The sequence below is a fragment of the Pseudomonas mendocina genome, from assembly GCF_900636545.1.
Classification (GTDB): Bacteria; Pseudomonadota; Gammaproteobacteria; order Pseudomonadales; family Pseudomonadaceae; genus Aquipseudomonas; species Aquipseudomonas mendocina.
Genome location: NZ_LR134290.1, coordinates 1,525,335 through 1,537,708 on the forward strand (window position 1 = coordinate 1,525,335; position 12,374 = coordinate 1,537,708).

Here is a 12,374-nt window from a genome sequence, read left to right on the forward strand (position 1 = left end):
TGATGTTTTTCAAAGGCTTATATGGTGGCAAAGCGCCCTTCTCTGGCGAGGAGGGCACCACGCATCAATTGTTGCTGGAGGCCGATGCGGTGATGGTCTGCACGCTGTAGCCACGGTCGCGGCTGAGCTGCGGCAGCAGCGAGCCAACCAACATCCCCAGCAGGCTGATCAACAGGCCTGCCAGCTGTGGTGGCCAGAAATCGGTTTCCTGATAGGTCAGCTCCAGAGCAATCCAGCTCGACAGACCCAGGATGATGGCCAGCAGCGCGCCCTGAGTGGTCGCACGCTTCCAGAACAGGCCGGCGAACAGCGGCACCACGGCAGCAACCAGCGTCACCTTGTAGGCGTTGCCGACCATCTCGTAGATGCTCGCCGTGGAGTGCAGGGCGAATACCGAGGTCGCGACGGTCATCGCCACCACGCTGACGCGCATGGCCAGCAGGAACTGGCGGTCGCTCATCGCGGGCACGAAGTTCTTCAGGATGTTTTCGGTAAAGGTCACCGACGGTGCCAGCAACGTGCCCGAGGCGGTGGACATGATCGCCGACAGCAGCGCACCGAAGAACATCACCTGGGCGAAAAGTGGCGTGCGCTCCATGATCAGGTGCGGCAGGATCATTTGCGCGTCCTCGGCCAGCCACTTCTGCACCATGGCCGGGTCGATCAGCGAGGCCGCGTAGGTCAGGAAGATCGGCAGCATGCAGAACGACAGGTAGAACACCGCGCCGGCCATCGAGGCCCGAGCGGCGATGTTCTCGGTCTTGGCCGACATCACGCGGGCGTACACGTCCTGCTGCGGAATGGAACCGAGCATCAGCGTAACCGCCGCCGCGATGAAGGCAACGATATCCCGTGGTTCGAAGGCGTGCATGAAGGTGAATTTGCCCTCGGCGGCGGCGTGGCTGATCACCACATCGGCGCCGCCGGCCATGTCGCCGATCAGCCAGGTCAGGTACACCAAGCCGGCGACGATGATGATCATCTGCATGAAGTCGGTCAGCGCCACCGACCACATGCCGCCGAACAGGGTGTAGAGCAGGACGATGGCCGTGCCGATCAGCATGCCCTGGGTGGTGCTGATGGAACCGTCGGACAGCACGTTGAACACCACGCCCAGAGCGGTCAACTGCGCCGCCACCCAGCCCAGGTAGGAGCCGATGATCACCAGGCTGGTGAAGATCTCCACGTGCGGGCCGTAGCGCTTGCGAAAGAAGTCGCCAATGGTCAGCAGGTTCATGCGATACAGCGGGCGGGCGAAGATCAGGCCGACCAGCATCAGGCAGCCGAACGAGCCAAATGGGTCCTCGACGATACCGGCGAAGCCTTCTTCGATGAAGGTGGCGGGGATGCCCAGCAATGCTTCGGAGCCGAACCAGGTGGCGAACACCATGGCCGCTACCAGCGGGAAGGACATGCTCCTGCCGCCTGCAGCGAAATCCTTGGAATTTTTGACACGGGTGGATGCATAGAAGCCGACACCGACGGTGAACAGCAGGTAGATCGCAACAAACCAGATCAGCATTGGATGAATACCAGTGGCTCGCCCGTCGTCCGGCGTGGGCGATGCCGCTATGCCGCCTGGACAGACAGAATTGTTGTTTTCATGGCGCGTCACGACTGGCGAGCGACGCCCCACAGGCATTCGCTTTGCCGGGTTCGTGGTCATTTGCCGCAACGGGCGAGCAGTCTGCCAAAGCCGTAAAATATGTCAAACAGTTACGGCGTGAACCCCCTAAAAAACGACAAGCGATACGCTGGTTGGTTATCAGGTGTCTGATAAGCAATGCGTTGTCGGAGGGCAGGAGAATCAAACGTTTCGGATATTTTACGGTTGAGCGGTGGCTTGATGGCCAGGTGGTGTCTGGTACGAACAAGGGAGGCTTGACGAGAATCCGTTGCGAATTGGCGACGCCCAGCTCTTGCCCTGCATGCGCTATCCCTGGCCTTTGCCATGCTGGGTAGGGCGCTAGAGAGCGAATGGGCAGGCAGACTCACTGTATTTCTCTGCCCTTCCTAGAGGGAGGGCAGAGCGGGCAAGTGCCTGGAACCTTGAGTGACCCGCATCACCGCAGTGCCTGAATGTGTTCCAGTAGTTGTTGCGGGCCACGATACAGGTGCTGCCCAGCAATCACATGAGGCTCGCCATCGATCCGGGCCAGCAACTGCGGCACGCCACCGGCGGGTAGCACTCGCATGGCCTGCTGGGCCAGGGCGACGCGGCGGGTGGTGGTATCTGCCAGGGCAGAGTCTTCACGCAGGCGAGCGGCGAACACGGCGGTATCCAGGTCGAGCCCCGCGTCTTGCGCGATCTCCATGGCGATCTGCGCTACCGCTTCAGCGCGACAGGTGTCTACGCCATCGACATAGCGAGCGAGCTGGGCGGCATGCAACAGGCGCGGTTCCAACGCTGCATCCTGCTCGCCCAATGCCGTCAGTGCTCGAGTCAGCGGTGTCGAGTCGAACACCCCATCGCCTGCTTCCAGCACCTTAAACCGATAAGCCTCGCTGAAGCGTTGACCCGTGAGCGTGGTGATGCGCTGGTCATTCTGCCAGGCATGTTCGGCAATGCTCGCCATGGGACGAGGCAGCATGAACAGGCCTATCGGCATCATTCGCAGCGCGTTGCCATGACGCTCGGCCAATCCCGTCAGAGCAGGCGCGCTGGCATAGCACCAGCCACAGAGCGGATCGAAGAAGTACTGCAATTCGAGGGTTTGCGAAGTCATGGGCGAAGTCTCCTGTGCGCCCACTCTATCGTTGCGCCATGCGCAGATATACCGCGTACCAGTCACAGCTTTGTTGCGCCAAGCGCGCAAATTATGGTGCCTGGCTATCTGCTTGCTGTCGCTAGCTGAACTTCGGTAAACGCTGGTCCCGTTCGCTGTCATCCGCTTCGGTCTGTTGCGGCAGACCGGCAACCTTGATGATCGGCATTCTCTCGCCCACCAGGCGCAGGTCGCGACGGGGCAGGGCAAAACGTACACCCAGCTCGCGCAGGGCATCGAGCAACTGCAGATTGATCTCCTGCTGAATATCCATGTACTGGTTGTAGTCCGAGCTCTGCACGATATACACCACCTCGAAGGTCAGTTGGCTTTCGTCGAAACCGAGGAAATGCGCGCGGTCGAAGCGGGTCTTGGGCGTGGCGCGAATGATGTCGCCGACTCGTTCTGCCACCTCACGAACCTTGTCGCTCGGCGTGTCGTAGTTGATGCCGAACTTGAAGACGATGCGGCGGGTATTCATGCGCTTGTAGTTGTGCACGATCTGCCGCAGCAGATCAGCGTTGGCGCACACCACCTGCTCGCCACTGAGGCTGCGGATGCGGGTGGTCTTCAGGCCGATATGCTCGATGGTGCCGGCCACCTCGCCGAACACCACGAAGTCGCCGATCTCGAAGGGCTTGTCGACGCCGATCGACAGCGAGGCGAACACATCGCTGAGTACCGTCTGCACCGCCAGCGCCACGGCGATACCGCCGACACCCAGGCTGGCCACCAGCGCAGTGATATCCACCCCCAGATTCGCCAGGATCGACAGCAACATCACCGACCACACCACGATCAGGATCATGATGCTGATGATGGTTGTCATCACCGGGTTGTAACCACCGCTCTTCTTCATCACCAGGCTGCGCGACCACAGGCGCACCCCGGTATCGACCCACAGCGCCACCTGCAAGGCCAGCGCGACGAACCAGGTATGGCTCAGCGCGCTCTGCCAACTGCCAGGCAGCTCTGGCAGGCGTAACGCCAGCAACAGGGAAAAGGCCAGCAGCAGCACGCGGCTGGTACGCCCGATCACCACCGCCACGAAGTGCGGCCAACTGCCGTCCTGATCCTTCGACCAGGCCATCAACCGCTTGTGCAGTGTGCCGACCACGGCACGCAACACGCTGTAGATCAGCGCCGTGGCCACCACCACAATCGCCACGTTGAGCCAGAGATCGCGGTCAAGCCAGATATTCCACTGTTCCATCGCCAGGGGCCTCCAGAAAAATGCATATAGGTTTCTGGTGGTGTTGAGGTGCAGAAGTTCCGGGGAAAGGGCGAGTGGTCTTGGTTTTGGCTCGCTGGGAGAGACTGCCTTTGCTTGGGGGGCTTTTAAAAATGTGGAGAGCCGAGCATCAATCTGCCTGGTTTTGCTCGAGCTAACAGCGCAAGAAGGCATGGGCCTCTTCGTCTCTGCGATTACTCGATCGGTTTGTTCGCCTGATAGATGTCATGCGGGAGCATGACGGTATCGACAGCAGCGTCCACAGGCAGTGAAAAAACCGTCAGTACTGGGCACACGACCGATAGCCAGCACCATGCCGTGGCCGGAAAGTAGCCGCGATTGACTTCGTCAGAGCCCAACAGAACGCCGAAGTCGTATGCAGTGCCTGAGTAGTAATCGGGTCCGTAGTAACTGCCATTTCGCCCGAACAGCGTGCCGCAACCGGCGAGCGCACCCACTAGAACGGCCAGCGCGAAGATTCGATAGATATGTTTGAGCATGAGACATCCTTTTCCGACTGAGGCCACCCTGGCCGCGTCGCAGAGTACGCACCTCAGCTTCATGCCACAACTTCAGTTCGCCACCCACAGCGGAGGATGTGGCGAGGTTCACCCTGTTATGCGGGAAGCAGAAACGAAAAAGCCCCGTCAGTGATGACGGGGCTTTTGCTTGGCTGTCTGGAGCGGGTGATGGGAATCGAACCCTTTCCGGCCCTTCGCTGTGATCCGCAAAGCCCGGCTTTTCTAGCATTGCTGCCCTGCCAGAACAGCATTTTTCCGCTATCTCTCGCAGTGTTTTCGACACTTTTTCGACACGCTAGCTAGACAGCTATGAGGCTGAGGGGTAGCGTTTGGCTATTACAAGGAGGCCTGCCGGAGTCAGCCATGGATGACATTCCCCTAGATGCAAATGAGCTTGTTGCGCTTGTCTGTAGTGTTTCGAAGATCGGAGACTTCTTCATGACTACTGCGGAGCTAGCACCTGCTTCTTGCGCACTTAACTCAAGTCAAGCAGTCCGCTTGTACGAATATATTCGACAGGCTTGAAATAGAGTGGCGTGATGAGTTTATTAATGCATTCTCTAGCGTTAAAAATTTACTGCTAGGTCCTTTTTGGTAAGCGTTAGGGTTTAAGTAAGCTTGACGCTTTTTATAAGTATATATAAGTGAGTTGAAAAATATTAAGGAGCTACAATGAAGAGTCTTGAAGTCAAGCCGTCATCGATCAAAGAGTATCAGGATTATATCTCAAATCTTTATGGGGAGGTGAATGATCGGCATTCAATGGAATATGTGTTTTCTTATTTGTTCAGGAATGCCGCCTATCTCTCTAGAGTAATAGGGGAGAAAGGAGAGTCTAAAGATAATTTTATTAAAACTTATTCGTGGCTTTTTGCGTTGTCCTCCAAGTTGAAAATTGATTTGGAAGATGCCTTTCTAAAGAAGTATCCGGATGTGTGTCCGTACTGTCTGGTAAAGCCTTGTATTTGTATAAAAACAGGTAAGAAGCCAGTGGATTATGTGCCTGAATGGAAGGCCTCTGAGGAGATACAGTCAAAATATAGGATTGCTAAGTTGAGCAGCCCAAAGCTTATGCTTGATAAAGCAGTCGAAAGAATAAATGATTTGTATCCTGCGAATAAGCATATTTGGAATGCAGCCGGCCCAACGTTTCAATTTTATCGCGTTTTGGAGGAGCTAGGCGAAGTCCATGAGGCATATACCGGCTTCGCTAAGGGTGTCCGAAAGTCTGAAAATATTGGAGAGGAGTTGGCCGACGTTTTTGCTTGGTTGTTGTCTACTTGGGGTATTGTCTATCCAAAGCTTAGCCTCAATGATGAATTTATTGGTTATTATTATGATGGTTGTCCGGTTTGTAGTAATTCAACTTGTAAATGTCCGGATCACAGTGATCGAGGCGAGCGGTTAGTCGAGATAGAGGAGCTTGAAAAATTCCGTGCGAAGATTGAAGAGCTGATTTTGCTGGTTCCAGCATATAAAGATAAGCTTGATCTTGTGGTGGGTTCTTTGGACTCCGCGAAAGAGTCTAGATCGACTACTAGTGCTGTTAGAACTATTAATCAAGCAAAAATGGTTTTGGATGATATTAACGGTGCTGTTGGTAGTGTAGATGAAACAGGAAGAAAAATATCCTCAATCGTAACTATGCTAACTTCAATGGCGGAGAAATTTGGCTGGATGTAAAAGGTTTGATAGTCGGCTCTGTAACTGCGAAAGCTCTGGCTTCATTTGCAACTTTCTTAGTTACAGAGTTGGACGTTCTGGCGATTTGTCTAATGACACTTGGCTCCATGTGTTCGGGCATACCAGCGCTTAGCTGCTTCCTGGGTGATCGCTATCCCGCGTTGGGTTGGCTCAAGTTTCGGTTGGCTTCGTCGTAGTCTGGGCTGGTCTGGCCAATCTCGGGCGCTATTTGCCCACTCGCGATCCAGAAGGCGTATTGAGGGAACATCTGCACAATGGCCTCAATGTCCTGCTCGTTGGCTCGTCGCTTTCCATTTCTCAGGTGATACCAGCTGCTGCGATCAATGCCTGTCAGCTTCTCAAGCTTAGGGGCTGAGAGCTTCTTTCTGTCCCATACGTCTATCAATCGTTCTCTGATCATTCCTTGGTTACTTGCTCTGATTCCTTTCCGTACGGGCATACCAGCGCCTAGCTGCTTCCTGGGTGATCGCTATCCCGCGTTGGGTTGGCTCAAGTTTCGGTTGGCTTCGTCGTAGTCTGGGCTGGTCTGACCAGACTCCGGTGCTATCTGACCACTTGCCAGCCAGAGGGCGTATTGCGGATAGATCTTCACGAGCACGTCTATTTCTTCAGTGCTGACCCTGACAATCCCTTTGCTCACGCTTCTCCATCTCTCGTATTCCCCGCCGTATTCGCTGGTCTTCTTCGGGCCGAGTTTTCTTAGTAATAGCCTGGCTCTATCTGCTGATGTCGTCATATAAGAAATTGCGATTGGGAAATAGTTTGCCATCCGAACCACGGTGGTAAATAATTCCTCAGTGGTTAAATATTTCCCATGTCCAGTGGGATCAATGCCGAACATAGTGGATTAAAGCTTATGGATACGGAAGGTCTCGACCCGCAAAAGCTGCACGGTGCACCGCCCTTGATGCCGTGGCAGAAGTTCGCCGAGTGGATCGGCATGGGCGACGAACCCATCGTGGTACGCACCTGGGTAGAACGTAACTACCTGCCTTCGCAGAAGGTCGGCAAACGCACCATGGTCAACGTGGCGTTGCTGACCCGCCAGCTACTGGAACAGGAGTGGACGCTGTGAGCCGAACAGACCCGCAATTCAAGCTGCGCGTACCGCCCGAGCTGCGCGCCAAGATCGAACAGTCCGCCTTCGCCTCGCGCCGTTCGATGAACTCGGAAGTCGTCATTCGCCTGGAAGCGAGCTACGCCCAGGACAAAGCCGCCAAGGAGGGCACCCATGAGCAAGCCTGACGAAAGCCTCGACCTGTGCAGCGTGAAGACCTTCGCCGAGCTGAGCGGCGTGTCGGTCGAAGAGGTCATCAACTGGGTGGATAGCAAGACCATCCCAAGCATGAAGCTGGCCGACTTCCGCATGGTCAACCTTGCCCGTCTCCGCGCCGATCTGGAGAAGGGCAAGACCGAGTTCAAGGAGGGGGACTACGCCCATGTCTAGCCCGACTCTGACCTTCGACCCTGTCACCGCTATCGGCTACATCGGCCAGACCGTGCTTGTCGAGCTTGTCTGGGAGGGAGACCCGGAACCTATCTGGCGTTTCAAACATATCGTTGGGGTGGTAGTGCCAGTCCAGGGCGTTAACGAAGTGGGGTACTTCCTGACACTCCCAGTTATCGGCAGCGCTGATTTTCCGGATGAAATCTACTTCGACAGCATCCACACCATTCGGGCTGTCCGTGACCGTCACGCTCCCGCCAAGGTGCTGGGCCGCCTGCCACTGACTCATATGTTCCAGGGACAGGCCACGGAAGGAGTGCGCCGCCATGCGTAAGCAACGTATCCAGCTCGATGCCGCTACTGCTCTGAGTTATGTCGGCAAGACCGTACTGGTTGAAACCGCCTGGGATGCTGAGCCGGAATCCTTCTGGCAGTGCATCCAGATTGTCGGCGTGCTGATCCCGACGCCGGATATGCAGGGCGCCCCGTGCTTCCTGGGTGTCGAACTCAGCTCCAGCACGCGCAACCCGAACGAGTTCTACTTCGACGATATCTGCTCTATCAGGGCGATGCGGTACCGCGACCGGCATGGTTCCGGCAACGTACTGGGCCGCATGACCCTGACCCATTCCGCCGATGCATCCGGGTCAGGGGCCGCGCTCCCGGCTCGTCGGAACAGCTCCACCGTTCCGTCGAACGGAAGCACGGGCGCAGCGCACCCTTGACCCCACGCCATGAAAACGAGCCTGACCACGGGAGAGTGGGGCAGCTTCACCGCCCCGCGCTCCCGAGCCCTCGGCGGCAAGAGTGGGATGACAAGGGCAAAGCCCTTGGTGTTGATCAAGTCCCGCCCGCTGCACTTCGCTGACTGCCTGCACCTCATGTTCCTGGCTCTACTGAGCGCCTTTCTCTGGTACGCCAGCCTCCCGCCCTTTGATCGTCCTCAGGTGCCTTCCTACATCCAGGAACAACCGTGCCTGTTCGACCGGAAAGACCGCAGTGAGTACCCCGAGCCCAGGAGGGAGAGAGAAGCGTGCGAAGCCGCTAGCGCACGTACGCACGCCGAGGCACGAGGCGCGCGTGCGCGCGACAGCGGCGGTGCGCTCGGCGCGCACGGGGAGGGAACCCGCTTGCGGGCGGGGCCCCCGGCGGGCGCCGCGCGCCGCTGACGCCCCTGTAACACGTCAGAAAGTAAGACGAAAACTTCCGCAGTAATCAGCAATAGGTGACTAAGTGAAAAAGCCAAAAGACTTCCTTCGCATGGACATGCTGGCACGTGAAGACGTGAACGGTCGGCTGTTCGTAGACCCGGGCAACGCCCGTATCGTTGACCTGTCGAAAGTCCGTCTGCTGCACTGCGGCGTCGATACCGTCCGCCAGCTTTATCGGGGCCTGCTCCGACCGGAGCTGCTGTGCCTGTTCGACAAACCCGGCACCATCGTCGACTTCGCGGGAGAGCGCTGGCATGCAGGCCGGGTGAGCAAGGATTCTGGCTACCAGTACAAGCTCCAGAACGCCGACCTGGGCTTCGTGCTGCTGCTCAAGAACTACAACGCCAAAGTCGAGAACATTGGCCCACACCTGAAAATCGAAGTGTCACCCCATGCCATCGACAGCCTGTCGCCTGAGCGCCTCCAGGCCCGCATGGATTTCTATGCCGAGCAAATCCTTACCAACATCGAACGCAACCAATGCGCGGTGCATCTCGCCCTGGATGTTCAAGGCTGGCAACCGCCTGCTGATCTGGTCGCCCGCATGCACTGCCGCGCCCGATCCGCCCGCGATATCTCCGGCATCAAGGAAATTACCTGGGACACGAAAAGCAGCGTCTACGGCCGCGGTGAGACCTATATGTTCGGCTCTGCCGGTGGCGTCCAACTGGCGATCTACAACAAGACCGAACAGGCCAAGGCCACGGACAAGCTCGACTACTGGGAAGGCGTCTGGCGGCGTCGTGACAGCTTCGACGAAGGCGACCCGGATAACTACAACCGGGATCAGACCGTGTGGCGCGTAGAGCTGCGTTACCACCATTCGGTGATCCAGCAATTCGCCTCTGGCTCCGTCGATCTGCACACCGGCAACGCCATCGACACCAACAGCTACGCCGCCTTCACACCGCACTTGGATGGCCTCTGGCGCTACGGCATGCAGCAGTTCAAGTTGCTGGCTCGCCCTGGCTACTACGAACCCATCTGGACCCTGCTACGTGAAGATGCTCGCGTCGATCTGCCGGTCGATTCGCTGCTCGATGACACTGAGTACAAGCGCAACTACAAGACGTCTCGGGGCTTCTCCGGCAAGAACGTGGAACTGTTCCTGGGAAACTTCGTAAGCCTGCTGGCACGGGAGCGAGTGGGCGCTAGGAGAGGGTTTCACCGCCTCAAGGATTGGGAATGCTGGCCGGTGATTCGTGACCACTACGCCGCCAAGGGCATGGATGAGGATGGGCTGTACAAGCACCTCAAGAACATCCTGGAGGAACGGCACGTCAGGTGGGGCAGGGCGGTCTGATGGCGATCATCCAACAGCCTGACGGGCGCTGGAAGGTCGATGTAGAACCCATCAAGGGGCGGCGCTTCCGCAAGACCTTCAAGACCAAGGCTGAGGCGCAACGGTTCGAAACGTCCTGCAGGGCCAAAGTGATGGAAACGCCTGACTGGGCGCCCAAGCCAAAGGATCGCCGCAAGCTCTCTGAGGTGTTCAGCCGCTACTACGATCTGCACGGCCACACCCTGGCTGACTCCAAGCGCTTGAAACAGGTTCTGCAGAACATCGCTCGCGACCTGGGTGACCCGATAGCGGCCAAGTTCACCGCTGACCAGTTCTGCACCCTGCGCGGCAAGCTGCTGGCTGAGGGCATCAACGGCAAGACGCTGAACAACCGCCTGGGCTACGTGAAGTCGGTATTCAACGAGCTGCATCGCCTGGGCGATATCGACTACCCGAACCCGTTGGCCAAGGTGCGTCCGTTACGCCTGCAGGAGCGTCCGCTGTCCTACCTCACTCAGGAACAGATAACCGAGCTGCTGGAGACCTTCGACAACTATCCGAACTGCACGCATATGGCGCTGATCGCTCGCGTCTGCCTGGCTACCGGGGCACGTTGGGGAGAGGCTCAGGGTCTGGTGCCGTCCAGGGTGAAGAATGGCGCGGTTACCTTCGCCAATACCAAGTCGAGGCGGACACGAACCATCCCGATTGCTCCCGCCTTGGAGCGGATGCTGTTGGACTACTTCAAGGAGTACGGGCCGTTCCCGAACTGCATCCGGCATTTCAGTCGAGTGCTGCAATCGACCTCGATCACGCTACCGGCCGGACAAGCCACGCATGTTCTGCGGCACACGTTCGCCAGTCACTTCGTCATGGCCGGTGGCAATATCCTGACCTTGCAGAAGGTGCTTGGGCACTCTTCCGTGACGATGACCATGCGCTATGCACACTTGTCGCCGGATCACCTGCAGGACGCAGTGCGGCTCAATCCCATCTTCGACACTTTGTCGACACTTCCAAAACCCGGAAACTAAAAAGCCCTGTAAAAACAGGGCCTTAAAACTGCGATTTTGGAGCGGGTGATGGGAATCGAACCCACGGCTCTAGCTTGGGAAGCTAGGGTATTACCATTATACGACACCCGCAGCGGGTGCCTTTATACCGGAACTCGACCTGAGAATAAAGCGCGGAGCAGGGCCGTAGACGCATCCGCTCCGCGCTCGGTGCCTGTCATACCGCCATCGCCTGGAGGTCGCGCAGGTCGCCTTTGACTGGCAGTTGCAGGCGTTTGCTGGGGGCGTTGAAGAAGTCCAGCAGTACGCGTTGGCTCTGCAGCCAGGCGGCCTTGTGTTCCATGTCTAGGAAGTGGCCGGCGTCGTCGATCACGGCGAACTGGGCGTGGTCGATGTGCTGGGCGAACAGGCAGGCGTCTTCTACCGAGGTGTATTCGTCACGGTCGCCGTTGACGAACAGCAGTGGGATGTCGATGGCCTGCAGGCACTCCATGCGGCAGTGCGCCTCCATGTTCAGCACCTGCTTGATGTGCGCGTACATTTGCCGGTACTCGTGTTCGTCCAGGGTGCTGACGTGCTTGTGATTGAAGCGCTTGAACAGTGACGGCAAGTGTTTGCCGATGGTGCTGTTGACCAGCAGGGCAATGTTGTCGCGATCCACGGCGTTCAAGAAGCGCAGGCCCTTGTGCAGGTAGTCGAGCATCGGCACGTTGAGGATCGGCGAGAACGAGCAGATCGCCGCCTTCTCTAGCGTCGCCGGGCGTTGGGCCAGGGCGAGCATCGAGGCGACGCCGCCCCACGAGAAGGACATCAGGTAGTTGGCACTGTAGTGGTCGATCAGCTTGAGCAGGATGGCCGCTTCGTCTTCCTTGCTGATGGGCGTGAAGTCGCTGTTATGCGGCTTCGACTGGCCGGCATAGGGCAGGTCGAAGGCCACTACGTTGAACTGCGGCTGCAGGTACTTGATCGTTTGCGCGAACGAGGCGGTGGTCGCCAGAGAGCCGTTGACCAGGATGATGGTCTTGCTTGCTGCCGGATTGCCGTAAAACTCCGTATGAACCTTGTGCTTCCTGTTGATCTCGACGACTGCGGTTTCTGGCCTCATGTCGTTTCCTCCTGGCGCAAGTGAGTCAAGGCGAGCGGGCGGCCGTTCGCGTTGGATTGAGCAGTCAGAAAAGCGCCTGAGCGTGACAGCTTGAT

At 57.6% G+C, this 12,374-nt stretch carries 14 protein-coding genes and 1 tRNA gene; 8 read left to right on the forward strand and 7 right to left on the reverse strand.

Going from position 1 to position 12,374, the window contains the following annotated elements; all coding sequences use genetic code 11:
* Window positions 1-64: 64 nt before the first annotated feature.
* From EL191_RS07025 to EL191_RS07040, 4 genes are all read right to left on the reverse strand, one after another.
* Window positions 65-1,522, reverse strand: coding sequence for a sodium:solute symporter family protein (locus EL191_RS07025; protein ID WP_041977609.1), 1,458 nt, complete (start codon window positions 1,520-1,522; stop codon window positions 65-67).
* Between the two features lie 541 nt (window positions 1,523-2,063).
* Complete coding sequence (locus tag EL191_RS07030) at window positions 2,064-2,726, reverse strand: DsbA family protein (RefSeq protein ID WP_041977612.1); 663 nt, start codon at window positions 2,724-2,726, stop codon at window positions 2,064-2,066.
* Window positions 2,727-2,847: 121 nt separating this feature from the next.
* Window positions 2,848-3,978 (reverse strand): mechanosensitive ion channel family protein, encoded by a 1,131-nt coding sequence (locus EL191_RS07035; protein ID WP_041977614.1) that lies wholly within the window; start codon window positions 3,976-3,978, stop codon window positions 2,848-2,850.
* A 212-nt stretch (window positions 3,979-4,190) separates the two neighbouring features.
* Window positions 4,191-4,496 carry a YceK/YidQ family lipoprotein gene (locus EL191_RS07040; RefSeq protein ID WP_013714522.1) on the reverse strand — a complete coding sequence of 102 codons (306 nt, stop codon included), beginning with the start codon at window positions 4,494-4,496 and terminating at the stop codon, window positions 4,191-4,193.
* A gap of 693 nt (window positions 4,497-5,189) precedes the next feature.
* On the opposite strand from EL191_RS07040, the gene EL191_RS07045 reads away from it, so the two are divergent.
* Window positions 5,190-6,200, forward strand: coding sequence for a nucleoside triphosphate pyrophosphohydrolase family protein (locus EL191_RS07045; RefSeq protein ID WP_126403462.1), 1,011 nt, complete (start codon window positions 5,190-5,192; stop codon window positions 6,198-6,200).
* 490 nt (window positions 6,201-6,690) lie between these two features.
* Here EL191_RS07045 and EL191_RS07055 read toward each other — a convergent pair whose 3' ends face one another.
* The gene (locus tag EL191_RS07055) at window positions 6,691-6,957 is read right to left on the reverse strand and encodes a DNA-binding protein (protein ID WP_074940808.1); all 267 of its coding nucleotides are present in this window, start codon (window positions 6,955-6,957) and stop codon (window positions 6,691-6,693) included.
* Window positions 6,958-7,077: 120 nt separating this feature from the next.
* Here EL191_RS07055 and EL191_RS07060 point away from each other — a divergent pair, with 120 nt between their 5' ends.
* The 7 genes from EL191_RS07060 (at window position 7,078) to EL191_RS07095 (ending at window position 11,195) form a co-directional block, all read left to right on the forward strand.
* Complete coding sequence (locus EL191_RS07060) at window positions 7,078-7,296, forward strand: hypothetical protein (protein ID WP_059390727.1); 219 nt, start codon at window positions 7,078-7,080, stop codon at window positions 7,294-7,296.
* Window positions 7,293-7,466: an Arc family DNA-binding protein gene (locus EL191_RS07065; RefSeq protein WP_092374249.1), complete on the forward strand. Its 174-nt coding sequence runs from the start codon at window positions 7,293-7,295 to the stop codon at window positions 7,464-7,466. Before EL191_RS07060 ends, EL191_RS07065 begins: the two co-directional genes overlap by 4 nt.
* Window positions 7,453-7,668 (forward strand): MerR family transcriptional regulator, encoded by a 216-nt coding sequence (locus EL191_RS07070; protein WP_126403464.1) that lies wholly within the window; start codon window positions 7,453-7,455, stop codon window positions 7,666-7,668. Before EL191_RS07065 ends, EL191_RS07070 begins: the two co-directional genes overlap by 14 nt.
* Window positions 7,661-8,002 carry a hypothetical protein gene (locus EL191_RS07075; RefSeq protein WP_126403465.1) on the forward strand — a complete coding sequence of 114 codons (342 nt, stop codon included), beginning with the start codon at window positions 7,661-7,663 and terminating at the stop codon, window positions 8,000-8,002. Before EL191_RS07070 ends, EL191_RS07075 begins: the two co-directional genes overlap by 8 nt.
* The gene (locus EL191_RS07080) at window positions 7,995-8,393 is read left to right on the forward strand and encodes a hypothetical protein (protein WP_126403466.1); all 399 of its coding nucleotides are present in this window, start codon (window positions 7,995-7,997) and stop codon (window positions 8,391-8,393) included. The genes EL191_RS07075 and EL191_RS07080 overlap by 8 nt, the downstream gene beginning before the upstream one ends.
* Before the next feature lie 541 nt (window positions 8,394-8,934).
* Entirely contained in the window at window positions 8,935-10,182 is a 1,248-nt protein-coding gene (locus tag EL191_RS07090) for a hypothetical protein (protein WP_115292602.1), read from the forward strand.
* The gene (locus EL191_RS07095; RefSeq protein ID WP_126403467.1) at window positions 10,182-11,195 is read left to right on the forward strand and encodes a phage integrase; all 1,014 of its coding nucleotides are present in this window, start codon (window positions 10,182-10,184) and stop codon (window positions 11,193-11,195) included. The genes EL191_RS07090 and EL191_RS07095 overlap by 1 nt, the downstream gene beginning before the upstream one ends.
* 37 nt (window positions 11,196-11,232) lie before the next feature.
* On the opposite strand, the gene EL191_RS07100 is transcribed toward EL191_RS07095, so the two are convergent.
* A tRNA-Gly gene (locus EL191_RS07100) sits at window positions 11,233-11,306 on the reverse strand.
* An 85-nt stretch (window positions 11,307-11,391) separates the two neighbouring features.
* A complete protein-coding gene (locus tag EL191_RS07105) occupies window positions 11,392-12,279 on the reverse strand; it encodes an alpha/beta fold hydrolase (RefSeq protein WP_041977616.1) in 888 nt (295 codons plus the stop codon).
* Window positions 12,280-12,374: the final 95 nt, after the last annotated feature.